We start from the raw sequence: 26,613 nt of genomic DNA, 5'->3' as shown, positions 1-26,613 counted from the left end.
AGCAATTGAAAACTAAGATAGTTCAGTTACCTGAGTATGCCTCTTAAACGCCAGTGCTATGGATATAGAGTCGCGATAGCACTTTATAAACTTCACAGCGCAGCGTGAAGCTGCCTCCTTATAAAGAAGCTTAAACAATAGCAAGCCGGTTTTTGAGTCTTGATAGGGTATCTCGACACTGTGCTTTATTGTTTTGGTGTTTAATTAGACCAAGTTATCTCTAGTACTTTACTAACTACACATTTTTTCCCGTAAATCTAAGCGTCTCTTATGGCGTGGCAAACAAGGCGTTTGGAAAATAATGGATACATTAGTGGCGAGGCTTTATTGGCTCTGTTTCTTTTAGTCAATTTCGTACCTTGCCCTAATTACAAAACGCCACTTGTACCCCCAATATTGTTGTACTTTTCATGGTTTTTAGTGATTAACTTTGGCGATTAAAAAGTTTTAATTGAGTATGGTCGTCGTATGTCTTTCTATTTATAAAATTTTATCTGTTTGTTTTTAAAGCTTATAATTTTTGGCTTCCGATGTTTTTTTACAAAAACGTATTAATCGGCCCATTTGGGCGCACTCACGTGATGGCCAGTGCAAAATTGCACTCAGTTCCAACGTTATGAGGGCAAACACAATGGAAAATACGTCTTTAAATATATCAAGCAACGCGTCGCAATCTCCGACTGTACAGGGCAGTAAAGCAAGCTCAAAACGGGCTAATCAATGGCTGAAATACTCAACGACTTTTTGGTTTCTTGCTGTGTTAGCGGGTCAGTGGTTTTTCTTTTACTACATTATCGCGTTTTACGGGTTTTCAGTTATCAACAACAATATGGAGATATGGAACGTGTGGGAAGTGTTTGGTAAAACACCATACAAAGCGGGTGACTTTGCTGGCAACGCAGCTTTTGCAGCACATGCTATTGGAGCCGGGGTTGTGGCGTTTGGTGGGGCATTGCAATTGATGCCGCAAATGCGTCGTTACTTTCCAAAATTTCACAAAATAAATGGTTATCTATATTTGTTAACCGTGTTTGCTTTGTCTATATCAGGATTCTATTTGGTATGGATCAGAGATCAGCACCCAATCACTCTTGACGGCATTGGGACCAGTATCAATGGTATATTGATTCTTACTTTTACTTATTTTTGCGCCAAAACAGCGATTAAAAAAGATATTCGAAATCACAAGAAATGGGCAATTCGTTTATTTTTGGTGTCAAATGCGCAGTGGATTTTAAGGATCGGTGTCTTTAGCTACTTAATCACTGGTACAACTATGGGCCTTGCCCCGGCGTTTGGCGACCCGTTTTTCCCTATGTGGACTTTTGGTTGTTTTGTGGTCCCGTTAGCAATGGCTGAATTGTATTTCTTTGCCAGTGAGACGCAAAATCAAAAGGTAAAATGGTTGGCTGCGGGTTGTTTATGTGTGCTGACACTATTGATGTTGGTTGGGATCGTGGGCTTTACACCTTTCTTATTAAAAGTAATGTCAGGTGATGCGATCTCTATATAGAGGTAACATCAATCGTACTTGATGTTACCATAACTAAGTTTAGGCAAGCGTAGGCTTGCCTTATGCGTATTTTTCGGTTTGTCTGTTTGATTAATTGTTGATGTCGTCGACTTTTTTAACCGCTTCTAGATAACGACTTTCAATGAATTTATTTTCCTTAGTCAGGTGTTTAATTTTTTGTTTGGCTTGTTGTAGTTCAGCTTCAATGGCCTTGGCGTCAACCCCGTCGCTTTGCTCTGGTAAATCGACAGAAAGTTGGTCAATAAGCTGATTCTGTTCGGCAATTTGGCGTTCATACTGTTGTACTAACGCTTGGATCTCTAGTTCATTTGGCGATTCTCCACTGACTTGAGCCGATTTCATATCTGTTTTCAATTGAGCGATTTCTTTATGTAAGTTGCTGTTCTCTTCCTTCAAGCTACCCACAGACTGGAATTGGTCTTCCAATTTTGTTTTGGCGTATTTTAGTTTTTTACCACTGATGGTTAAGTCACCTTTAAGGCGCTTGATCAGTTTGTGAGAGCGTGAGAGTTTTTTATTGAGTTCATTGATAGAAGCTTGCTCTTCTTTGGTTATATGATCGGCGGTAGAGGCGCGAATTTGTGCAAGCTGCTGCTCTAGATTTGCTTGTACGTGTAAAAGCTCAGAAATGGTTTGTTCATGTTGTTGATTGAACTGCGTGGCGCGCTCCACTGAATCTTTGCACAGTGCGACCACCTCTTCAGATCCTGGGTTATTTGAGTTAGCGCTCATAAATACCGCTGCGAATTGTCTAAACTCTCTTAAAATCAACAACAAAATATAAAACCAAGCCGCTAAAATTAGCAGACCAAAATTTAAGGCTATATATTGGTAAACTTCTATCGGCAGCATGGCAGCTATTCATCGCTTCATTGATTATCAATAAGATAAGTTTAGTTTTACTGTGAAATTCTGCCTATACTGAATAGGAAATTTTAAGTTTGAGGTGAATGTGAAAGTTCTGATAGTTGATGATAGCCACGCGACATGCGAAATTATCAGGCGCGCACTTCAGCAGTTTACGTATCGGAAATTATTTATTTCTTGCGAAAATAGTGTTGATGATGCACTTGAACGCATAGAGTTGTGGCAACCTCATATTATTTTAACTGATTGGCATATGCCAGATAAGTCAGGTATTGAGTTACTTAAGGTGGTTAGCGCAACGTATCCTGAATTGCCTGTGGGTATGATCTCAACGGTTGATGACGAAGAGCAAATTAATTATGCCAAGTCGATGGGCTGTGCATTTTTCTTATCTAAGCCTTTTGCTGATAGTGAGCTGCGGGAAATTTTGCTGCCAATAGTCCAGGAACTTGAAGTTCGAGAGTTAATGGTAGAGCAAGAGACCCCGCTGCGAGAGGGGCTTGCTTTACCTAAAACGGATTTCTTGGAGCGATTGATGCAAAAAAATATCAATGCATCATTGACACTGAAACCCATACGTTCTCAGTCTTTGGATGAAAGTAAATTACCTTGTGTTATGGTTGTATATGCAGAGCGAGGTAGCCAGAAAGTACGTGTGATCTGCGTGCTTGATGTATATGCCACGTGTGTTTTGGCCAGTAGTGTTGAAGTGATCCCAGAAGAGGAAGCGCAAAAAGCGATTCATATGAATCAAATAAACGAGTCAATTATGAATGCCTGCAAAGAGGCGTTAGCAAAAACTGCCTACGCATTTTTAGATAATCAAAGCAAAATGAGTTTGTTTGTGAGGAGTTGTAAGTGTGTCAATAGCCTTCATCCAAAACTTGAAATGCTCTACAACTACCCACTTGATAGCCGTATTGACCTATGTTGTGAAAGAGAGGGAATGGCACAAGGTAAAATGTTGATTGTGGGTGTCTGACTTCAATTGTGTTTTTAAACAACCTACCTAGCATTTATTCGATAGGACTCGATTGTTTGGCTTTTTTTCGGTATTTAGCAGGGGTTGTATCTGAAAACTTTTTAAATGCGATATAAAATGTTGACTGATTATTATAGCCACACAATTCAGATATTTGTTTTAAACTCATGCTCGTGTCTTTACGTAAAAGTTGTTTTGCCAGTGTTATTCGATACTGATTAATATAGGATGTAAATGAAACACCCAAGTTATCATTTAAAACTTGCGAAAGGTGCGGCACAGAGACCTTTAGTCTATTTGCAACTTGAGACAAACTAAGGTTTGGGCATTTATACAATTCGTCTTCTTCCATCATTTTTTCTAGCCGCAATAATATAGGGGCTGCCAAATCATGCGGTATTTTTTTACTGGCGTATTTTTCTTTTGTTGTGTTGAGTTTTCTTGCCATCAAAACTTCAAGGCTGAGGTAAGTAGAGAGTAAAAAGCATACGATGGCTACAAAAATGGATGTGTAAGTGCTAAAAATATACGCTAGCCAAAGTGCAGTAGTGCAGCACAAAACAACGATTGCAACTCGACCATTTTGATCTGCCGTGATATCTAAAGATTTATTTATAACTACAGGAGTAATAGCCAGTAGAGAGGCAAATAAATAGCCAAACCAGATATACCCAATAACAGTGGAAATGTGTGCACTCCATAACAAGGTGTAATAGTCATACGGCCAAGTGATGCCAATAATAAGAGCAAGGCTAGTTGGGGGAAGTAGATGAATTTTCCAGTTAATATTTTTTGACGTTTTTAGCTTGAAAGTTTGCTTTATGTACGCAAACAATAAGGGAGCTGCTAAAAAATAGCTCGTTAAGCCCAGTTGCAAGAATGTTTTGCTTTGCTCTAGATAAAAGAATAAAGGTTGGCTCATCCGAATACAAACCATGAGGGACACACCGACCAATAATTTATTAACTAGATTAAGGGGTTTTAACCTGAATAAGTAAATGCTTAAAGACAACGAATTGACTGCGCCGATGGCACTCAAGAAGAACAAAAAAGTGGTGGCATCTAAAACCATGAAACTCTCTACTACATATTTGTTTTTATTTTATGACTGGGAGTAGCTGGTTTCAATTGCAAAACTTGCATAAGAAAAGGGGTTGATTTTAATAATTTATTTGTTCAATTTTCTGTTTAATATCAGTTTATCCCAGTAAATAATCAGCAATAAATAAAAGAGTTTGAGTGGTAAATACTTATGAATAATAGAGATACGGCGCGATATGGGTATTATTACCGCGGCGTATCGCTATTAGTAATGAGAGTTATTGAGTCACTTTCCTTGCTCTAAATTGACGACCTTTCATTTTCCCTTCTGAAATAATCTTCAAGGCTTTATTGGCGAGTTTACGCTCAATGGCGACATACGAGGTGATTGCTGTTACCTTAATTTTACCGATTTGAGAGCCTTGTATTGATTTGTCCGCTGTCAAAGCCCCTAAGATATCTCCAGGTCGTAATTTGGCTTTTTTTCCACCGTCAATCTGTAATGTAACCATCGGAGCTCGTGCGATTTGATTACCAAATACATCGTCATTGGGTAGATTAATCGGATCAATGGTTTGCGCTAAGTAGTCTTCCAATGCGTTGACTTTGTGAGACTCTTTGTAACTCATTATAGAGCATGCCACACCTGAATTCCCTGCGCGTCCAGTACGACCGACTCGGTGAACATGCACTTCTGGATCGTGTGCAATATGATAGTTAAGCACCATGTCGACATGATCAACGTCAATTCCGCGGGCTGCGACATCTGTGGCAACCAAGATCGTCAGGCTTTTGTTTGCAAATCGTACTAGGGTACGGTCTCGGTCTTTTTGCTCAAGGTCACCGTGAAGAGCTGCACTATCAAACCCTATTTGTTTGAGGTTATCGCAAACAGATTGGCATTCGGCCTTAGTATTACAAAAAATGACAGCAGAACTTGGTTGAAATTGCAGTAGTAACTTTTGCGCAGCAACCAGTCGTGCATCATTATCTTGTACTTCGTAAAAGTATTGCTCAATTGAACTGTGATCATGGGTTGCTTCAACAGTGACCTTTTCAGCGTTTTGCATAATATGCTTTGCTAGCTGCTCTATTCTAGGTGGGTAGGTCGCACTAAATAGCAAGTTTTGTCGTTTTGTAGGGCAGTGCTCTAGGATACATTTAATGGCATCTTCGAAGCCCATTTCGAGCATTCTATCAGCTTCATCCAAGACGAAAGTATTTACCTCTTCTAGAGATAGCCTGCCTTTTCGTAAATGTTCTTCAATTCTACCTGGAGTGCCAACAACGATATGAGCGCCATGTTCCAATGAACCTATTTGAGGACCCATAGGTGCACCACCGCATAAGGCGAGTACTTTAATGTTATGGATAGCTCTGGCGAGTTTGCGAATTTCGACCGCAACTTGGTCTGCCAGTTCGCGAGTAGGACAAACAACGAGCGCTTGTACACGAAAACGTTTTACGTTGAGGTTATGCAGCAAGCCAAGCGAAAACGCAGCTGTTTTCCCCGAGCCTGTCTTTCCTTGTCCGATAAGATCTTTGCCTGCCAAGATCTTAGGCAGTGTTTGAGCTTGAATTTCCGTCATGGCTGTATAGCCAAGAGAGGTTAGGTTATCTAATAGGGCGTTTGAAAGTGACAAACTAGAAAAAAGAGGCTGAGACAAAACAAGTATCATCTATTTAGAAATAAAGGCGAATTATACCACGCACTATGTGCCGATAGAATCTTTACATGGTGGCGTTTGTTTTTCAGTCAAGGTGAAACAATGGGGTTTGCGATAAGAGAAACCCTACTAGCCTTAGCCTGTTTGTGTTTAGTAAAAAATTTGCAGCTGTATGAGTGATGTTTACCCAATAACTTTTTTGAACTTCAATAGCCAAACGCCAAACAATATCTCAAAAATGACCGCAAAAGTGATGCCTGTGCCAGCGAAGATATATTTTTCTTTGAATGGCAGCACTTGGTTGGTGATTAAATAGTCTCCGCTAACAAAAGTGATGGCTGCGAAAGCAATAAGTAGACAAATGATAATAGGGTAATCAATATACGGATTGATATTGAATTTTACATAATTTCCACATTTACCACATGTAATCATTGTGGGTAAACCAGCCTTAAATACATCGATGAAACCAATGTTACTGCCACATTTTTTGCAAGTGTTCGTTGAATGCTCATCTGAGCGAGTTGTTCTGGGCGCTGCTGGCAAATCTATATTCTTTAAAAAATGTGCTCTCAAATTACCATAGTTTGATTGACACTCTCCAGATATTGGCTCGATTATTTCTGCTGCTTCAATAAGATATAAGCCATTGTCGATACAATAATTTAGCGTTCTCAATAAAGAGTCTAAACCGTCTTCATCAATTAGCTCTGCAATATTGCTCTGATTTTCCAGCAGCCACCCTTTAAATGCGCCGACATTTTGTAGTACCCCACTTGCACTGTAATTACCTGACATAAGCATCGATGTATCGGCATCGAATTTCGCTAGCGGAGAGTCTTCGAGAGAAGAAAAGCTTTGGAAAAGTGTGTGTATAGAAGGTATTTCCTCGGCCAAGAAGCAAATCGCTGAATTTCGAGCATACCAATATGGATGCAGAAAACCTGCGACACTGGCAATAGCAAATGAGAAATAAGCCGCAAAGTTTTCAGCCGTTATTGGTTCACCGGAGGGAGTCGATTCATCCATATACCAAGGAATAATGAACTCATTAAAGAGTTCAAGAAACTGCTCTTGAACTTTGCTATCTGAACTCACTTCTGTCGCTCTAGATTGCAGCAACCCAGGGTGTTCAAGAATATCAAAAACATACCTCTGTATTTCTTTTTTCGAAATGCAATGAAAAGTTACATCGTAGGACACTAGTATTGCTCCAAACTCCAAGTGACATTATTTACGCAGTGGTATGACGCAAATTTTTATACGCAACATGATAGCAAGAAAGTACTAAAAGTCCTTATTTACGCAATATTTAATTTGCGCTATGAGTGCCATTTTTTAATTGGGGAAGAAAACTTATTATCTGGAGTTTTAGGCAGGTGTATTGGCATGAGTTGGAACTGAGGTCGTTTTATACTTAGCTTAAATTATTCATGGCGCGATTTTACTGCGCCACTTGCATCTATTTAGCAAACGGCGCGGCCTAGCTTTAGGCTAAGGCTTGGTCAACACCTTTAGGGTTGGGGCCGTAATCGTTGCTATCTTGATCGCCTTCTTGAATCGCAAAAATAATTAGCACAATGGCACCTATCAGTGGTAATAGAGTTATCAGAATCCACCATCCCGAGCGACCTGTGTCATGTAAACGACGAATGGAGACTGCTATACTAGGTACAAGTACTGCTAGAGCATAAATAATACTTAGAAATGATGTGCCGAGCACGCCATCTAAAAAGCCAAATACGATAGAAAAAATAAAGTTGAATAAAAAGAACATCCAATACTCTTTTCTTCTCGCTCGTCCATTAAATACCACGTAATTCTTCAACACGGATATATACCATTCCATTTTTGGTTCCTTAATTATATTTTATTTGTATTTAAGAGAGTGAAATGTGGCATATCCAATCACATTTCATTGAATGCAGCGGTTTTTTCTGGGCTTACAATTCAAGCTTCTAGCTCTCTCAGGTAGAGAAAGTAAATCAAATAATGAATTGTAACAAGAGGTAATAATAAATAATTATTACTATATGAAATTATTTATTTTAATTTGGCGGTTATAGAAATGTTTTACTAGGTGCTTTTATATTGCCAGCTCAATGCCTTGACTGTTCATTTTCAAAGTGTGGACGATAAAAAAGGCCACGGTTATTTCACAGGCATTTCACATGTCCTGACGCAAACTCCACTTATCAAAATTACAACGAATGTATTTAAGGAGTGGGCATGGGTGTTAAGTTAGACGTACGTCAATTAGATCACACCATTAAGTTGGTAAACGGTGAGCCATTACACTTGCTAAAAGCGGTTTCAATGTCTGTAGAAGCAGGAGAGCAGATTGCTATTGTGGGAGCTTCTGGCTCAGGGAAGTCAACATTGCTCTCTTTACTGGCAGGGCTTGAGACGCTGCAAACTGGGGAGATCTGCTATCAAGAAAGAAATCAGGATGTGGCTGAAATTAATAGCGTTTCGGGCTTTGTGTTTCAGCACTTTCACTTATTACCAGAGTTGAATGCACTGCAAAATGTGGCGTTGCCCTTATTATTACGCGGTGAAAAAAGTGCACAGCAACAAGCTCTTGAGAAATTGAAGCTCGTACAAATGGAAGCGCAAGCACATCAGCCAGTTACCAAGCTCAGTGGCGGAGAGCAACAGCGCGTGGCGATAGCGCGTGCACTTTGCAGCGAGCCTCAAATTATTTTTGCAGATGAGCCGACTGGCAACTTAGATAAAAACACGGCTGAGCAGGTTTTTTCACATATGCAAAATGGAGCAAGGTCGACAGGCACCACCATGGTCGTGGTTACTCATGATCTGAATTTGGCAGCAAAGTTAGACAAAATCTATCATCTTGAAAGTGGAGATTTAAAGCTATGATTGACGCGCATACCATAAATGCTGAGCGCGAGTCCAAACTTAGCCTGAGTCGCTCTAGCATAATGCTTATCAAAATATTTCTTTTGCAGGTTCGCCAAGGCAAGCACCTTGTTACTTTATTGAGTTTGGCTTTGCTCTTTTTATATCTAAGTCTGACAAGTTTGCTTGGACAAGGTGTAGACAAATATCTTAATCACAATCTGCAAACCATGTTGGGTGCAGATACTCAGCTCTCAGTAACTCGTGATTGGCACGATTCTGAAACGCAATGGGTGACTAATCATGCTAGCTCAAAAACATTTATACAAAGTTACCAAGTGACACTAAGCCAAGGCGGTGCTTATAGTCATGCGAAATTAAAAGCGGTCGATAGTGCTTACCCATTAACTGGACAAGTGACTATCTCAACCAATGAGCAACTTACTACGTCACAGATATCTAAAGGGCCGGAGCTCGGGGAGATCTGGCTAGAACCGCATTTAGCGCGAGCGCTTGATGTACGCATTGGCGATGAGATCCGTTTAGGAAGTGAAACCTTGATTGTGAGCGCACTTTTACTGAATGAGCCTGATAGGATCATTCAAGGTTATAGTAGCGACAGGCGAGCATTGGTGTCCGAGCGGAGCTTGGTCGCACTCAACATGCAGCCAGAAGAGCGTCAGGTTTTGGTCAATCACGATAGCGATTTTAAATCAACTCATCTCAAACAACTGCAGACAAGTAGCGCCGACTTAAAGGTTACCAGCAAGCTGCTGAATAACTATCCAATGGCACATGCGTGGCAAAGAGTACAAAACTTCATGGGTCTTATTAGCTTTGTTATCGTGTTGCTGACATGTTTGTGTCTGTGGTTGAGCCAAAGAAGTCATATAGAGCCAATACAAGGCGTGTTAGCGGTTATGTTGGCCAATGGCGTGAAACGCCAGCACGTACCTCTGTTAGTGATGGTCTTAATGATTGGAATTTTGTTGCTCAGTTTTGTACCAGCCCTATTGGTCGCAATGATTGGTGCAACTTTTATTGAGCAGTTAATCCAACAGAATGTATTTGAGACTTTTGAGCTGATGTGGGGAGTGACAGGAATAGGTCATGCGCTGCTAATGAGTGTATTACTCTACTGCCTGCTGACAATTCCCAATTGGATTAAATTACTTAAAAGCACTGTGCGGGACCTATTGGAAAAACGAGAAGATGGTGCTGTTGCTTTTGTTGTTAGCGGCTTGTGTCCTTTGCTATCACTGTTGGCTGTTGTTTTGCTCAATACCGACAATTGGATTTTGACTGGCTTGTTATTGGCTGGGCTTGGGGTCTGCTTAGTGTTGTTACTCACCCTAACTTGGGGAATACTAAGTCTTGCAAATCGCTGCCTGGTTGGTAGGGGTGGCGTGTTTGCATTTGTATTGCTTTTGATGAAACAGCGAATGAGTGTAAAAATCATCCAAATTCTGGCTCTGGGACTCAGCGCAACACTCTTACTATTGTGTCTGAGGGTCGGTCAAGATGTAAATCGGGTGCTAGATCGAGCGCTGTTTGAAGATCAAGGTAATGTATTTGTCACACAAGCTAATTTCACTCAAAAACAAGCAATTTCTCAATTCTCTATACAACATGGTGGTGAAGTTAAGCAATTTAAAGCATTTCAAAGTGCGAGAGTAACCCATGTGAATGACGTATTGCTGGCACAAATAGATGCGCCATCAAGTGACTCTAAAACGCGTCTCGAGCGTGATATCAATTTACATTGGCAAGTAAGTCAGCCTGACAATATCAATGTTGTCAGTGGGGAGTGGCAACCATCGAATGAACAAGGTTTACCGTCAATTTCAATGGAGCAAGAGGTATTCGATGAGTTAAATCTTGCGTTAGGAGATGTGTTGACCTTGCAAGTGGGCACACAAAGCCAAAAGTTTAATATAGCATCAGTGCATCACTACCGCTCTGGCTCCGACATGATCACGTTTTGGTTTGTGGTTCATCAGGATGCTGTGCCGGTTGCGAGTGAGCCGACTCTATATATGGGCAGTGTAGATTTACCTCAATCAGGTTTAGATAGCTTAGGTGAGATCTGGCAAGCGCATCCTAGTATTCGTATGTTGCGGGTCGAAGAATTGATCTCAAGAGTACGTAATACTGTTCAGACATTTATGTACTTGACGCTAGCATACGGAATATTCATCGCAATAATGAGCAACTTGCTGGTGGTTGCTTCCATACAGACACATTTGCAGCGCGACAAACTGAAAAACGGCTTACTGCTAAGTTTTGGCCTGACAGAAAAGCAGGGGCGAAACATGCTGATCACGGAGTGGGCAATATTAACCGTGATACCTGTAGCATGTGCATTGGCTTCAGTTTATCTGTTCATTGGTCAAATTTATCAGCAGGGTTTCGGCCTCGCATATCGACCTAACGACTTTATGTTATTCCTTGAGTCAGTTGCGATAGTGATGACAATTGCTTTGGGTGGAATATGTCTTAGCCGAAAGCAGCTCAAGCAAAGCGTTGTTACCCTGTTAGAGCAGCGCGGTTAAATACAAATTTTGCAATGTAGCAAGCACGCTACATTGCAAATCTTCTTTTCTCCCTCAAAATTAGCCACTGCCTCGCCAATCCAGCATAAGAGTAAGTCTATGCTCGCTTCTTTAAACATGCTTTGTTTACTCATCAACTAGTCATTTATCCGCAAATCATCGAGTGACCTGCTCCATTGAATTGAAATCTTACAGTTATTATTTTGTTGCAAAAATTTTATTATTTTAATGTGTTGGCATATTGAGGTGTTCATTCCTTAATCGGCAATGGACAGAAATTAACAAGGAAAAAACGTAGTGATTAATTATGAAAGCTAAAAATGTGTTAAAGCAACTCTATGCATCAGGCATTGATTTGATTCTTGAAAACGAGCGACTTGTCACTAAGTCAAACACCCCTCCCACCGACAAACAAGCTACATTGATAAATCAATATGAACAGCGGCTAATCGATTACATTAAGTTGCAAGATACGCATTGGCGAACGCGGTTGTCTGGGTATGAACCTATGATTCTGCATAGCATGTGCTTGCCTTGTGAGCAGCGAGGAGTGTTTACTCAATACTGGCAATATAGTGAGTTAAAACAGCCGAAAGTCAGCACAAAACAAGCACAGTTTCTATTACAAAGCCGGGTTCTTTACGCGTTAAATCAGGCACTTTCAACATATTCAGGCCAAGCTGATAACCTAGTTAAAGTGTTTTTACCAGAGGACTCAGCCGATGGCTTTCAAGTATGTCCTGTCCGAAGTACCGCACAGGGAAAGTCATTAACGCTTGAGCAATTTACCAAATTATATCGTCAAGATATTGAAGTTGGATACTTAGATACAAGCGCTTTGAATTCCTACAATCTAGAATCTGAATGTGAGGTGGTATGGCAGGGTTTGCAGGAAGCGGAAAATCACTCACCGAGCCTCACAGAAAAACAAAAAATAGGTATTGATATTCGGCTTTTAGATCGAAAAGTTGTTTTCACGTGGCGCTGGAATGGCCAGCTAATAAGTGAACGGTCCGTTAAAGTTATCTCAGAAATCTTTGCGTCTTATCTAGTGGGAACGCCTGCCAGCATCCCGGAATTTTCAGCAATAAAACACAGCTATCAAGAAGATAAAAGTGCTTTGCAGTTATTTGCTCAGGTTTCCTCGCTTTATTCCGATAAAGTGGCTGTGCGCTGCCAAGAGCGGCAGCTAACATATCGGGAGCTAAAGCAGCAGGCAGAAAGTATTGCGGCTTCATTGCAATCAGCTGGAATGCTCGCTGGGGACCGTATTGTAGTGATCCTGCCCCGCAATATAGACCTTTTACTGGCAATAGTGGGGATATTATTTACGGGGGCTGTGTATATCCCTGTTTCTCCAAAAGAGTCTGAAGAAAGAGTAAACACTGTTGTTGAACAAAGTGGCGCCAAGGCAGTGATCTGTCTTGATTTCAATTCGACATTGGCTTGTCGGCAGTTTACCTTAGAGCAATTGCGTTCGCGTTCGGATAAAGCTTATCAAGGTGCAGAGTTAGCTGCTGACAGCCCTTTTTATATCAACTTTTCTTCGGGCTCGACAGGAAAGCCTAAAGGGATCGTGTGTTCACATCAAGGGATCACGAGGTTAGTCATTAATCCAAACTTTACTGTGCTCGATGAGAACACCAATATGCTGTGTATTGCCAACCAAAGTTTTGATGCGTTTGCGTTTGAAATATGGGGGGCTCTGCTAAACGGTGGTTGCCTTTATATGCTGGAAGAGGCATGTGTAACACCTGAAAATCTAGGCACATTGTTTAGCACGCAGGTTAATACCAGCTTTTTAACGGCCGCATTATTTCATACCCTAGTCGATATTGACCCTTGTCTGTTTTCTGGATTAGAGCAATTGCTGGTCGGGGGGGACGTAGTATTACCCTCAAAGGTAAAACTGGTGTACCAAAACAATTCAGATATACAGATTGTAAATGCCTATGGCCCTACAGAAAATACCGTATTTACAAGCACCTTTTTAATTCCAAAAACTTGGTCGAGCAACCAGCCATTGCCCATTGGACTACCGATTAATGGCACTGCGGTAGCCATCGTGTCTGACAAAGGGGCGTACTTACCACATGGTTGTGTAGGTGAGATCGTTACAGCAGGTTCTGGGCTGGCTTTAGGATACTTGAACAAATCACAAGAGTCGGGGCGGTTTGTCTCGATGGACTGTGGAGACAAGCCACTGCGGGTGTATAAAACTGGCGATTTGGGCTTTATTGATAGCCAAGGGGATATACGGTTTATTGGCCGACGAGATGCGCAAGTGAAAATTAACGGGTATCGAGTAGAGTTGCAGGCGATAGACCAAACGCTAGAGGCACTTCCAGAAATAAAGCATGCACATACACTTGCCATTGCGGCTGCAAATGGACATAAGCTGGTAAGTTTTATTCAGCTTAATGAGCCTCACCATCAAAACGACGCAAATTGTGAAAGTGTGCTGGTGCATTACCTTGAAGCAGAGCTACCTGCGCATATGGTACCGAGCAGTCTTTGTTTTATAACTCACATTCCACTGACCTTAAATGGTAAATTGGATAAACAGTCTCTCATTGAGCTGTTTACCCAACAAAGCCAATCACAATACGTGGCACCAACCACGCCTTTGCAAATTGAGCTGTGCAAGTTATTTGCGCAAGTATTACATGTCAAACGCCTCGGTATCGCGGACGATCTGATTCAACTGGGGGGAAACTCGTTGATGTTTCTTCGCATTTTGGCAATTTGCAGAGAAACGTTGCAACTGGAGATCACCCTAAATGAGCTATTACTCAACCCAAATATTGCAGCGATCTCGCACTTGGCACGTCGTAAAAATACGCTTGCTATCACAAAAGCAAGTGAGCAACAGCTGTCATTTGCCGAGGAGCGTTTGCTTTTTATTCAAGGAATAAAGGAAGCCGAATGTGCTTACAATGCGCCTTTTTTGTTTGAACTAAGCCCCGAGTTTGATTGTGATAAATTCCTGTCTGCGTTTGAGCAAGTCGCTGCGCGACACACTATTTTAAAAACCCAATATCGTTGGAATGACGCGCGGCAAGTATACCCGAAAATATCAGAATCTAAGTATGCGTTGCACCATGAAAAAGTGGATTCAGAACAAGCGCTGCAAATGCGTCTCAAGTATTTTGCCAATGAACCTTTTGACTTGAGCGAGGAATTACCTGTTAAGTTCGTGCTATTGGAAAAAACTGACAGCCGACAATTACTGCTCAATATTCACCATGTTGTGATTGACGGCTGGTCGTTGAACATTCTGTTCAATGAGTTGACATATTTTTATGCGGGTAAAGGGGAGGTATTACCACTTAAGATCAGCTATAGAGATTATGCCAGTTGGCAACGTGAAGAGCTTAAAGGAACGACAAAAGCGGATTTAACCGCTTTTTGGCAAAGGTATTTGGCTGGAAATGATACCTTGTTATTGCCCTATGATGCACCAAGAGGGAAAAGCTTTGATTACAAAGGTAAGAGTCAATACATCAAGTTAGATAAGTCACTTTCTCAAGCCCTTCGGCAAAGTGCAAAAGCCCATAGCACAACGCTGTATCATGTGATGTTAAGCACCTTTTTTGCTCTGAGCCACAAACTTTCTCAGCAACATGATTTGATCCTTGGTACGCCATTTGAAAATAGATATGAACCTGAAACACAGTCATTAATTGGCTTCTTTGTTAACTCCTTACCAATTCGAGTTGTATTGCAAAATGACGATGTCTCATTACGAGAGTTGCTTCAACTGACAATTAACAGTGTTTCTGAAGTGCGTGAACACCAGGCGTTGCCACTCAATGATATTGTACAGGCGACAGGCACTGAGTTTGACGCATCGCGCGCGCCCTTATTTCAAGTGTTATTTAGTGTACAAGCATTTTTAGCTCAAAAAGACCTGCCCTCTGGAATGACGCTTGAACATGTGCGTGCTTATACGGCCGCTAAGTACGACATGACCATTCTTATCGATGACAGCAAAACAGAGATCGAAATAGATTGGAACTACGCAAGTGCCTTGTTTAAGTGTGAATCGGTGACACGTTTTGCACAAATGTATAAGCGTGTATTGACGCAGTTTACAGAGCAGTCGAGCACCAAGCTCAGCGAATTAAATGTCATAGATGAAAAAGAACAGAGGTTGCTTTTAGATGTATGGGGCAGGCCACAGAACTCAAAGCCTCTGCGCGATTTATCGTTGCCAGCTTTATTTGAAGAACAAACCAATATTCATCCAGAACAAACGGCACTGAGGTATAAAGGTGAGTCACTGAGTTATCATCAGTTAAATAGCCGGGCAAACCAGCTTGCACACGGCTTACTGGCTTGTTTTAACCGTAGCTATTTACCACAGCAGGCACATATTGCGGTATTTAAAACTCGCGGTATCGACATGGTTGTCAGTGCGCTTGCGGTCCTTAAATTAGGTGCGGCTGTGGTTATGGTGTCACCAGACTACCCACAACATAGGATTGACACTATGTTGCAGGACTGTCAGCCTCTTTGTGTAATCACCGACGAACATCATGTAGATAAGATCCGCGATTTGGGTTGCGGTTGCGTTATTTTCCAGCAAGTTATGAGCAAGCAAAACTTAGCTCATAATCTAGCGTCAGTTGTAAACCTTGATACCATGGCTTATGTGATTTACACGTCTGGCACAACGGGGACTCCGAAGGGAGTGAAAACATCTCATCGTGGTGTGGTGTCTCTGATCCAAAATAATGGATATGTTGAATTCTCCTCTCAAGATCGACTAGTTCAGCTAGCCAATCCGAATTTTGATATGGCTTTATTTGAGACTTGGGGCGCGCTATGTCATGGTGCAACTTTGGTTATTCCCGAGCAGCAGCAACCCAGTTTCGAGGATATCCGCGCATTATTGCGGCGTGAATCAATAACGATATTGTGGCTAACTACGTCGTTATTTGATGGACTACATAGCTATGATCCCAGTTGTTTTGCGAACCTAAAGTATCTGATTTTTGGCGGGGAAGCAGCTAATTGTGATACTGTCGCTAAATTGCAGGCATCTGAGAGTTGCCCTGAATACTTAATAAATGGATATGGTCCATCTGAAAGTACCATAGTGACGACGCACTGTTGTCATGGGTTTACGGGGACTAATGTACCTATTGGAAAACCTGCTAATTCGCGCAACGTCTATGTGCTGGATAGGCATAAAAGACCAGTACCAATAGGGGTGATCGGAGAGCTCTATGTGGCGGGGGAAGGTGTTTCTGACGGGTATTTAAATCGCCTTGAACTTACAAATGAACGTTTTTTGCCTGATCCGTTTAGTGACAGTGAAGATGGCAAAATGTATAGAACTGGGGATTTGGTACGTTGGCGATTAGATGGAAACCTTGAATACTTAGGACGCAATGACAATCAAGTTAAAATCAACGGTTATAGAATAGAGCTTGGCGAAATAGAAAACGTTTTATTGCAAAATTCGGACATCAACAGTGTTGCGGTTGTTGATGTAGAGCACCACGGTCACACATATTTGGTCGCTTATATCTGTAGCACTAATCAACAGCTCTCACTCACAGGTGTTCGCAGCAATGCGGAGCAGCAGCTTCCGAGGTTTATGCACCCCAGTGAATATATTCAAATTGATAATCTCCCCTATACATTAAATGGAAAGTTGGACAAAAACCGCTTACCCAAGGTCCATTTTGAATCGCAACGCAATTACGTAGCACCAAGAGATCAATTTGAATTACAGCTATGCGCTTTATTTAGGCAGCTATTGGGAGCGCCTAAAGTAGGCATAGATGATGACTTTTTTGAACTGGGTGGACACTCTATGTTGGCGATGCAATTGGCACACAAGATTGAACACTTAACCGGACAAGCCTTTTCATTACGGTCATTATATAGCCACAGAACCGTGCGCCAGCTGTCAGAGTTCAAACCCAAAACGAAGCGTTTTGTTGAGCCTTCGCAATTTGCATTGCCTGTACATTTATCTCCGCTCAAGCGCAATATAGAGTGTGTACAAACGATATTCTTAACGGGTGCCACTGGATTTGTTGGACGTTATTTATTGGCACAGTTACTCACTGCTCCCGATGCAATAATTTACTGTCTAGTGAGAGCATCAGATAGCATACATGGCAAAGCGAGAATAGAGCAGAGCTTAAAGCAGGCTCATTTGTGGCGCGACGAATTTACAGGTCGGATCAATGCGGTTGAGGGTGATTTATCACAAGCAAAGCTGGGTATGAGCGAGCAAAGTTATACTCGTGTTGCCGAACAAGTTGATTTAATTATCCATGCGGCGACGTACATGGATCACCTAGCACAATTTGAGCAAATGAAACCAGCTAACGTTGATAGTACGATAGAACTGATCACCTTGCAGCAGCACCGAAAGGCTAAGCGCTTACTGCACATTTCAACGACCGCGGTACTTAAACAGCGAGAAGTTGCAGATGAACTAACACCTTTGGAGCTACAAAGTCACACAGCGTGTGAGGGATATGTATCCACTAAATGGGCATCAGAGTTGCTGATTAAGCAAGCCCAGCAACGTGGTTTTGACATCAGTGTGATTCGATTGGGGTTAATATCTGGATGTGTTAATACGGGCTTAAGCGACCACGAACAGTGGCTAACCATGTTGATGAAATTAACCTCACACCTTGGGCTGTGTTTTGATGATAAGCGTTTTCAAACGAGTATTATACCTGTGAACTACGTTGCACAAGCCATTGGTACCTTGATATACCAATCAAAGCTATTACCGGTGTATCATCTATCAAACTCTCGAGAGCTCTATTTTGTCGATTTGGTACGCGCGCGCAACAAAGTGCTTGAAGCGCCCATATCATTGACCAGTTATAAGGACTTTATTGCGGCATTGGTTGCACTCAAAGAAACAGGAAAAGCAATCACCGGAGAGTACTTGTTTACTGATGATATGCGGCAAGTATCAGCTGAGCATCATAAAGATGAGTCGAGTGTTTTCGCGCCAATTGATGCTACTAAAACTTGGCAGTCGTTGGAAAAGCTCAATTTGCCAATGCCTGCGTTGACGGACGTGATGATAGCGCAATATTTCGATGCCATTGAAAGCATCGAATAAAAAAGGACCTTCGGGTCCTTTTCTAGATGGGGTAGCTTGGTTTATTCGCCTGTAATTGGTGCTGGTACTTTTTTAAACTGATAGCCAAGCCCGTTTAACTTTCCAGGCTGGCTAAAGTCAAACACTGTACCAATGCCTCTTCCATATCCTTGTACTTGAAGTAAGTTGTCACCCACTACCTTTACTGTTCGAGTAAAGCCATGTTTAACCGAGACAAGCACTAAGGCTTGCAACTCTGGCGCGTACTCTAAGATAAGATCTCCGAGTATCGGGTTGTCGGACTGGATTTGATAATACCCAAGTAACTGCTCAAGCTCTGGGGTCAACTGCGTAGTAACGAGCTTGCTAAATACGTGTGCGTAATCCTTTCCATCATAAAGAAAGCGAACTCCTTCAATGGCCTCGGTCGGCTTTATTTTTATATCGTAGTCTATTCCCTGAACTTGATAAGTTTGCGCTGCTACTTTTTTGAGCGGCTTATAGCCGAACCCTTCAGAGAAAACACTAAACTCGCCACTTGGATTTTGCTCGATAAATACACTGCTTGTGCCCACATAAGCACCAGCTTCCAGCGTTTTACGGGACTCATCTAATTGCGGCGTTGATGTGTGCTCAAACGGGCCTGGTGCCTGTTGAGCCACCATGCTCGTTACTGCTTTGGCGATGTCTTCAACCGCGTCAGCGCCAACTCTGTTGTTAGTTGTTACAAACACGCCAAAGTTTAATTCAGGTACTATGTACATTGAACTTTCATAGCCCTGGTAGCTACCATCGTGTTTGATAGCGATATGGCCGTTAAATGATTCAATGAAGAAGCCCAGACCCATTTGGTGGTCGCCATCGAGCTTCACATGATTATTTTGGACATTGCGAACAGTTTTAATCAAAGACGCCGGTAAAATCGCATGGCTGTTGTAATTCCAGCTATCTAATATTGCCTGCATATAGCGCGCCATATCATTACCAGTGGAGATCATGCCGCCAGCTGGGGTTGTTAATGCTGCATATTTGGGCTCAATTTGTGTGCCGCTGTAACTTTCTGCCATTTTTGTAGGTAGTGGTCCGTTTGGCAGGTGGCTCAGAGTAGACTCCATACCGAGTGGGTCAAAAAACTCTGATTGTAAATAGGCTTGCCAACTTTGCCCGCTAACTCTTGAGACCAACAAACCTGCGAGGGCAAAAGCATTGTTGTTGTACGCTGAGATTGTGCCTCGATCCCAAACCAAGTATTCATCGCTAAGCAACGCAGCCAGTGAGTTTAGGTCTTGATCTGGCGTGGTCGTGGGCTCATCACCTCGATACCACCCTGAAGGGATCCCACTTTGATGGGTAAGCAAGTCACGTACAGTTATTTTACCATTGTTGTTTGGCAATACCTTAGGCCTGAAATCCGAGAGGTGTTTGTACACACTGTCATCAAGAGATAACTTGCCTTCATTAACGAGTTTTAAAACCGCGAGAGTAACAAAGGTTTTAGTGATTGAAGCGATCCTAAACTGGGTATCTGACGTCACAGGTTGTTGTGTCTGGGTATTGGCGAACCCAAACCCTTCCAACAAAATTGGCGTGTTATCTTTAACTACAGCAATTGAAATTCCAGTGATTTTTTCTTCTGATAGCCTATTTTCAATTTGCTGGGTTATCTGGTTCAATTCAGGCTGAGTCAGTGCTAGAGCAGAGTGACTGACGGTAAATCCTGCGAGAAAGGTTGAGAGCAATGCTATTTTTTTCATGGTTGTCCTTAATTTATCTTGGGTTGAGTTAGGTAGCTTAGGATGAGTAGCTAAGCAACTCTATTTGTAGACGATTTAGGGACGTTTAAAATTAACTCAGGGTGCCAATTAAAGTAAGCACAATTGGGCAAGCCAATAGTTTAGAAGCTAAAGGCTAGGTCATTTTGCATTTTGAGAAAAATTTCTATTTTGCGAATTGCAAATTGCAAAATAGAAAATCAATTACTGAATTTTCGCATTTTAGAAATACTGATTTCATTGTTCCAATATTACGGTCAACTATTTATTGGAACTTTTCTATTCAACCAATTCAACAACTTAAAATCAGAAAGTCGCCATATATCGAATTCACGAACTAAGGACGTGAAATTGACACATAAATGCTTGTTGTGGCTAATTCATGACTAGATGGCAACGAACACATATAAGACAAATTTAACATTACTAGTTTCAGTAGTTTGTGGAATCAAATATTTTAATGGTTCGATTTTTGCGTATCAGTAAGGTAGTAGAAACGACTGATGGTGTGTTGATGAAAAAAACAGACAAATATTTTAGCAAGTTTGGGGTGGCGCTTTTATCTCTGGCGACAAGCTTTACTGTGTTTGCGGATGAAAACACCTGTTTAGACGGACTGTTTGCGATTGACAGGTTTTCGGGTGATGACCACAGTGCCATATATCACATAGATACCGATGCTCAGGTTAGTAGAGAAGTGCCAGGTGCTACATTTGCATCGAGCAATATTGCAGGACTGGGTGAGAAGCTATATACCATGCAGCGGATCGATAGCGACACAAACGCGTCTAAGCTGTATGAATTTGATATGCAGTCAATGCAGCAACGTGAGATCGCGGACACAACAAGCTTTCCGATCAAGCGCTCGGCGGTTTCTCCATCGGGAGACTATTTATTAGCGACCAGCCAGACTTATATGTACCAATTTGACTTAACAACTGGAGAAAAAACAGTTTTGGGAAAAATGAAGTCTGGCAGTGCAACGTATGATGATTTTGATCATGGTGATATAGCGTATTCAGCAGATGGCAACTTCGTATATGTACTAAATGCAAAGGCACTTTACGTACTTGACGAAGCAACCATGACATTAAATGAAATCGGTGAGCACAACCTTCATTGGGCGTCGGGCTTAGCGGTTGACGAAAATGGCACCATCTTTGTCTCTGCTAGAAACAGTGGTGAAAACGCAAAGATATATACACTGGACGGACAAACTGCCCAAGCCACCTATGTTATGGATGGTCCAGCACACATTGCAGATTTAACCTATGTTCAAGGCTGTGGTGATACTTTACCTGTGATAGCAAACGCGCTCCAAAAAGAAATCGACAAGGCCAATCTATTTTGGCTAGCGAACGGAAACAGCAACAAAGTAGCGAATTTAACGGGCTTTAAAGACGGGACTTTTAACTTTAATGATCTAGGGTTTCCTGTAGAGTCGAAAGATAAGTTAAACAAACACAATCGTTTTACTAAAAATCCCAATGCCAACCGCTGCGCACGGATGTGGAACAACTTTTTAGAGCATCAATACACACTTAACCGTAATGGCAAAGGCAGAAAAAAAGCAGATGGCAGTACCAAGTGGTACTTTTCTACCGAGACTGGTGAGTATAAGGTGATAAAAGCAAGCAAAGGTAGCTGCCACTATGGTTATGCTTCTGGGGCACCGGGTAAAATCATATACAATTCAAAAACAGGCATTGTGTCTGTTCAGTAACACACTCTTTGAAGTCTCATCAGGGTAACGCAGCGCTTTCGCTGCGTTACTTTTTTGGTTAGGGTTTTTAAGCAAAAGATTTACAGCCTAACATGCAACCTTTTCCCTTTAAGGCATGTCTTAATTTTAATCTATGCGCAGTCCCCGTCTGACTGTACCTGGCTTTTACTAATTTGAGGATTGTCATGCAGCTCACTTTATCAGTTATTTTTATTGTTTTTACATTTGGCTCACTGAAAGCGTTTGGCACGACAAGTACTGAAGTACAACACTTGCTTGCATTTATTGAAGCTGCCAATTGTCAGTATGAGCGCAACGGCACAATGCATAGTGCTCAGGATGCAAAAGCTCATATATACAAAAAATACAATTATTATCAAGATGATATCAACTCAGCGGAGGACTTTATACGGTTGGCAGCAACAAAAAGTAGCCTCTCAGGCAAGCACTACCAAATACACTGCCCAAATAAACCAATAACAAAAAGCAGTGAATGGTTGCTAGCGGAGCTTGCGAAGTATAGAGAGGAATAGCTCTTTATAAATGAAAGCTCTTAACTCAGGAGTTTATATTTTTCTTGCGATACCCTAAAAATGAATATGCATTTTAAAAGTGATATTGATAAGGGTGTTCTCATCGTTTTATTTTGAAAAGTGGAAATGGAGGTTTTTTGGAATAGAAAATTCTTTATTTTAATTTAATAACTTTGACCTTTTTATGATCAGATTACTGTTATCTATAATAATTTAATAACATAAAAAACCAACTGTTAATGATTAAATTATTCCAAGTGTAAATTGTTTCCATTATAATACATCTTCAATTTAGAGCTTTGTATTTTAGAGGCTTTTAAATATATAAGGTACTTTCAAGCAGCTAGCGACGTGATACGTGGCTCATCAAAGTTGCGAGCCTTGCCAAACGCAGTTACCACTAGTCTTTGTGACTAAAAAACACATTTAATCGAAATAAATAGAACCGGTTTAAGGATCATGTGAGTGATTTTTACCGGTTGTAGCGTATTTCAGTCATTGTTAACTTAGGGATGTAATAAACACAATATGGCATTAAAAGACTTGTCAATTTCTAAACAGATCGGCTTAAGCTTTACGTCGGTATTTTTGGTCTTCTTGGGTGTAAGCTTGGTGACTTACAACGGACTAAAGGGGATCAGTGAGGACCTTGGGTTCATAGTACAAACGAGTATACCGTCAGTTGAAATCGTTAAAGATCTGCAAATAGAGCTGACCACCATTAGGAAAGATGAATTTGGTGTTGCCACAAACCCAAACCATCCAGAGTTGGACGAATGGTTAGTCACTTTGGATAAGTTAAAGTCAGGTATTAATAGTAAAATATCGGCCTATAGTAAATTAAACGTCTCGGATCAAGAGCGTTTCCAGTTTGATGCGTTTGAACGCGCGTGGCGAAAGTATGCGTCAGCGACGTCGAGTTTTAATCGATTAGTACGCAGTGGAGATGTGACTAAGGCAAACGACATTGTGCTCAATAGTTATACTTTTTTTTCAGATGCTATGGAAGAGCTCACTAAACTTGGCAAAATAAACAGCGACAATGTTGGTCAAGCAGAAACATCAGCGATCCGTGCCGTTGGCACCGTGATAACTGTGATTGTAATTTGTGCTTTGATATCAGCGGTGATGATCGCTTTGATTTGTTTTGTGCTCAGTGGTGCAATCAGAAAGCCATTGGAAAAGGCGAAGAATTTGGCTGGTAATATCGCCAATGGTGATTTGAGTTCAAGAATTGATACTCACGATCTAAGCGAAAATGAGCTAGGGTCATTGCTACTCTCTTTAGAGAGAATGCGTGAGCAGCTAAATAGTCTTGTGGTTAAAATTAATGACAGCGCTATCCAATTAACAACCGCAGTGGAAGAGGTCAATATGATCTCTGCGCAAAATGCCACGGGTATGCAAAACCAACAAAATGAGTTGCAATCAGTCGCGTCTGCAATGACAGAAATGCAAGCTGCAGTATCTGAAGTTGCCAAAAGCACGGAAATGGGGGCCGAGTCGGCCAATCAAGCCAACATGAAATCACGTGAAGGGAGCGCTGCGCTTAAAAGTAATATTGTACAAATCTCTAGTGTCGCAGACACCGTAACCCGAGCGGGTGACCTTGCAGAAAACCTCGAAAAAAACTCGCAAAATATCAATGTCGTCGTTGATGTTATCCGAGAAATTGCTGAACAGACGAATTTACTGGCATTAAATGCAGCTATCGAAGCTGCGCGCGCTGGTACACAGGGACGAGGCTTTGCCGTTGTTGCTGATGAAGTACGTTCATTAGCGCAAAGAACGCAAGATTCAACAACTCAGATTGTCGAAATTGTGAGCGATTTGCAATTAAAATCAAAAGAGACGGGTGAAGCTACCAGAACGTGTCAAAAGGGCATCGACGTGTGTGTTCAACAAACTGAAACCGTGAGCAACACTATCACGAAAATCGAGCAAGAAATTGACAGCATAGCGGCGATGAGCACGCAAATCGCGGCTGCCTGCAATGAACAATCAGTGGTTTCAGAAGAACTAAATCGCAATATCGAGAACATTAACGTAGCGGCTATTGAAATGACAGAAGGTGCAAATCAAACGTCACAAGCCTGTCATGAAATCAGTGAACTTGCACATGGCCTAAAATCAAGTGTCGAGCAGTTTAAGCTGTAAATTATACCCTTTATTTAAAACTGGAATCGTTGAAGTAGCACTTTAGTTGAAAAAACTAAATGTTGTATATTAAAATCGACTCAGTAAACTAATATTTATGAAGCGAACTTATATGGTTCGCTTTTTTATTTTTTCTGAACTCTGTTCAAGTTGAAAAATATTAAAGTTTTTTGTGTAAGTTTTTAGTTGTCATATTTGCGTGCTCTGTAATTGTATTAATTATTCTGTACAATTTGTAAATTATAATTATTTTATATCTTTTATTGTTTAGTTTTTTAAATTAGTGGTGTTGATTAAAATCAAGGAAAGACAGTGGTTAAGTGGGTCATATTTTTAATTTTTGTATCCTATTCTTTCGTTAATGAAGCAAAAAACTCGCAAAAAATTGTGTTGAATGTCCCCATCGTTGAGCAAGGTAAGAAGTTGTGTGGCCCTGCGACCATAGAAATGATTTTTAAGTATTGGGGCGTTAAACACTATACTCAATATGATATAGCGGAGTCTATTTTACATCATTATGAAGATGCGCCGGTATTTGTTCGCTCAGGTATTTTGAACAACTATCCAAGAGATTGGGCCGATTATCCAGGCACCAAAGTCACTTATTTACAGGGGTTTTTAGAGCAATATGGCAAGACGCGGAGCATTACGCTAAGCAAAAAAATGGATGGGGCCGACAGCATGGATGAGAGGCGCGCTCAGTTGTTTAATCATGTTAAGACGTACATTGCCAGTGGGATCCCGGTAATTGTCTTTCAATATTGGGAGTTACCTAAATCGCAAAGCCATTATCGTGTGGTGGTTGGCTACGATGAGGCTAAGCGTTTAGTTTACTTAAATGATGCAAAGCGGGCGCGGCGTGTTGTACAAACTTATGAAGAGTTTTTAAACTTATGGAATGTAGAGCACCCAAGATTGCGTTATTACGCCGTTGCTTTTAATACTGAGCGTAAAAAAATTCAAATTCAGCTATAAATATAGTTGGGCGGTGCCTTGGGGGGACTGACGGTAAACTTTGAATGGGTTAGTGAGGAATATCATGATCAGAAAAGGTCGTTCATCAGATATTGAGTCAGTTTTGCTGGTTTGGCTTGCTGCTTCTCAGCAAGCTCATCACTTTGTACCTGAAAGTTTTTGGCGCGACCATCAAGATACCATGAGGCATGTCTATTTACCCAGTTCAGATAATTATGTGTATCTGGACAACCATGAAATTATCGGCTTTTATGCGCTGGTTGAAAATACCTTAGCTGCGATTTTTGTACTGCCAGAAAAACAGGGACGAGGCGTGGGTAAACGGCTGATCGCAGATGCAAAATCACGTTGTAATAATTTGGAACTGTCAGTTTATAAACGCAATATTGCCAGCGTGGCGTTTTATCAGCGACAAGGTTTTGAAATTATTGGTGAAGAAGAAGACCCAGTGACAGGTCAGAATCAATATATTATGTGTTGGCAGTGTGAGCAGGTCATTGACGCGGAGCAATAGCTGTGTAAACAGAGATACTTGAAATAAAAGCAGCCAAAGAGCTTGGTGTCTAAAGGCCACTTGGTTGTTACATAGCGCAGTTGTATTGGTTGTTGTTTGTATAGCCAGCTTGATGGTTGTTATTTTTGACTTTCCTTTTGGGTTGATAGTGCCATAGAGTTTGCTTTTTACTCCTGTGGTATCAAATTTCAGCGCAATGATAACTCGCAGCGCCGAGCTTCGAGCTTGTCAGCCGAATGGTTTTTTTAGTGTATGTTCGAAAAAGGAACGAGATAAATACGGGCCATTTCGAGCAAGGCGACGTCGACAGCAGCATATACACGCAAGTAAAAACTGGCTTTGAGTTCTAGTGG

General features: G+C 41.3%; 16 protein-coding genes. 10 read left to right on the top strand and 6 right to left on the bottom strand.

Annotation, left to right across the window (positions count from 1 at the left end; genetic code table 11):
• The first annotated feature begins 631 nt into the window (after positions 1-631).
• A complete protein-coding gene (locus QNM18_RS18200; RefSeq protein ID WP_211008349.1) occupies positions 632-1,513 on the top strand; it encodes a DUF2306 domain-containing protein in 882 nt (293 codons plus the stop codon).
• Positions 1,514-1,603: 90 nt separating this feature from the next.
• On the opposite strand, the gene QNM18_RS18195 is transcribed toward QNM18_RS18200, so the two are convergent.
• On the bottom strand, positions 1,604-2,266 hold the full coding sequence (locus QNM18_RS18195; RefSeq protein ID WP_284138066.1) for a chromosome partitioning protein ParA: 663 nt from the start codon (positions 2,264-2,266) through the stop codon (positions 1,604-1,606).
• A gap of 220 nt (positions 2,267-2,486) precedes the next feature.
• Here QNM18_RS18195 and QNM18_RS18190 point away from each other — a divergent pair, with 220 nt between their 5' ends.
• Positions 2,487-3,383, top strand: a complete 897-nt coding sequence (locus tag QNM18_RS18190) for a response regulator (RefSeq protein ID WP_284138065.1) — start codon at positions 2,487-2,489, stop codon at positions 3,381-3,383.
• A gap of 34 nt (positions 3,384-3,417) precedes the next feature.
• On the opposite strand, the gene QNM18_RS18185 is transcribed toward QNM18_RS18190, so the two are convergent.
• The 4 genes from QNM18_RS18185 to QNM18_RS18170 form a co-directional block, all read right to left on the bottom strand.
• On the bottom strand, positions 3,418-4,305 hold the full coding sequence (locus tag QNM18_RS18185; protein WP_284138064.1) for a helix-turn-helix domain-containing protein: 888 nt from the start codon (positions 4,303-4,305) through the stop codon (positions 3,418-3,420).
• A gap of 397 nt (positions 4,306-4,702) precedes the next feature.
• A complete protein-coding gene (gene dbpA / locus QNM18_RS18180; protein ID WP_211008353.1) occupies positions 4,703-6,103 on the bottom strand; it encodes an ATP-dependent RNA helicase DbpA in 1,401 nt (466 codons plus the stop codon).
• A gap of 171 nt (positions 6,104-6,274) precedes the next feature.
• On the bottom strand, positions 6,275-7,294 hold the full coding sequence (locus QNM18_RS18175; protein ID WP_284138063.1) for a hypothetical protein: 1,020 nt from the start codon (positions 7,292-7,294) through the stop codon (positions 6,275-6,277).
• Between the two features lie 286 nt (positions 7,295-7,580).
• Positions 7,581-7,940, bottom strand: coding sequence for a DUF805 domain-containing protein (locus tag QNM18_RS18170; protein ID WP_211008355.1), 360 nt, complete (start codon positions 7,938-7,940; stop codon positions 7,581-7,583).
• A 380-nt stretch (positions 7,941-8,320) separates the two neighbouring features.
• On the opposite strand from QNM18_RS18170, the gene QNM18_RS18165 reads away from it, so the two are divergent.
• From QNM18_RS18165 to QNM18_RS18155, 3 genes are all read left to right on the top strand, one after another.
• Positions 8,321-8,971 (top strand): ABC transporter ATP-binding protein, encoded by a 651-nt coding sequence (locus QNM18_RS18165; RefSeq protein ID WP_284138062.1) that lies wholly within the window; start codon positions 8,321-8,323, stop codon positions 8,969-8,971.
• The gene (locus QNM18_RS18160; RefSeq protein ID WP_284138061.1) at positions 8,968-11,502 is read left to right on the top strand and encodes an ABC transporter permease; all 2,535 of its coding nucleotides are present in this window, start codon (positions 8,968-8,970) and stop codon (positions 11,500-11,502) included. The genes QNM18_RS18165 and QNM18_RS18160 overlap by 4 nt, the downstream gene beginning before the upstream one ends.
• Before the next feature lie 307 nt (positions 11,503-11,809).
• Positions 11,810-18,607 (top strand): non-ribosomal peptide synthetase, encoded by a 6,798-nt coding sequence (locus QNM18_RS18155; protein ID WP_284138060.1) that lies wholly within the window; start codon positions 11,810-11,812, stop codon positions 18,605-18,607.
• A 41-nt stretch (positions 18,608-18,648) separates the two neighbouring features.
• Here the strand turns inward: QNM18_RS18155 and QNM18_RS18150 are convergent, their stop codons facing one another.
• Complete coding sequence (locus QNM18_RS18150; protein ID WP_284138059.1) at positions 18,649-20,340, bottom strand: serine hydrolase domain-containing protein; 1,692 nt, start codon at positions 20,338-20,340, stop codon at positions 18,649-18,651.
• A 532-nt stretch (positions 20,341-20,872) separates the two neighbouring features.
• Between QNM18_RS18150 and QNM18_RS18145 the strand changes: the two genes are divergently transcribed.
• The 5 genes from QNM18_RS18145 to QNM18_RS18125 all read left to right on the top strand — a co-directional run bounded on the left by QNM18_RS18145 (position 20,873) and on the right by QNM18_RS18125 (position 26,260).
• Positions 20,873-22,081, top strand: coding sequence for a YncE family protein (locus tag QNM18_RS18145; RefSeq protein ID WP_211008360.1), 1,209 nt, complete (start codon positions 20,873-20,875; stop codon positions 22,079-22,081).
• Between the two features lie 185 nt (positions 22,082-22,266).
• Positions 22,267-22,614 (top strand): DUF5329 domain-containing protein, encoded by a 348-nt coding sequence (locus QNM18_RS18140; protein ID WP_284138058.1) that lies wholly within the window; start codon positions 22,267-22,269, stop codon positions 22,612-22,614.
• A gap of 528 nt (positions 22,615-23,142) precedes the next feature.
• Positions 23,143-24,771, top strand: coding sequence for a methyl-accepting chemotaxis protein (locus QNM18_RS18135; RefSeq protein ID WP_211008362.1), 1,629 nt, complete (start codon positions 23,143-23,145; stop codon positions 24,769-24,771).
• A 312-nt stretch (positions 24,772-25,083) separates the two neighbouring features.
• Positions 25,084-25,746, top strand: a complete 663-nt coding sequence (locus QNM18_RS18130) for a C39 family peptidase (protein WP_211008363.1) — start codon at positions 25,084-25,086, stop codon at positions 25,744-25,746.
• 64 nt (positions 25,747-25,810) lie between these two features.
• The gene (locus QNM18_RS18125; protein WP_284138057.1) at positions 25,811-26,260 is read left to right on the top strand and encodes an N-acetyltransferase; all 450 of its coding nucleotides are present in this window, start codon (positions 25,811-25,813) and stop codon (positions 26,258-26,260) included.
• Positions 26,261-26,613: the final 353 nt, after the last annotated feature.

Origin of the sequence: Pseudoalteromonas obscura, assembly GCF_030135505.1 — a bacterium.
Taxonomy (GTDB): Bacteria; Pseudomonadota; Gammaproteobacteria; order Enterobacterales; family Alteromonadaceae; genus Pseudoalteromonas; species Pseudoalteromonas obscura.
This window is presented reverse-complemented; position numbering and strand designations above follow the sequence as displayed.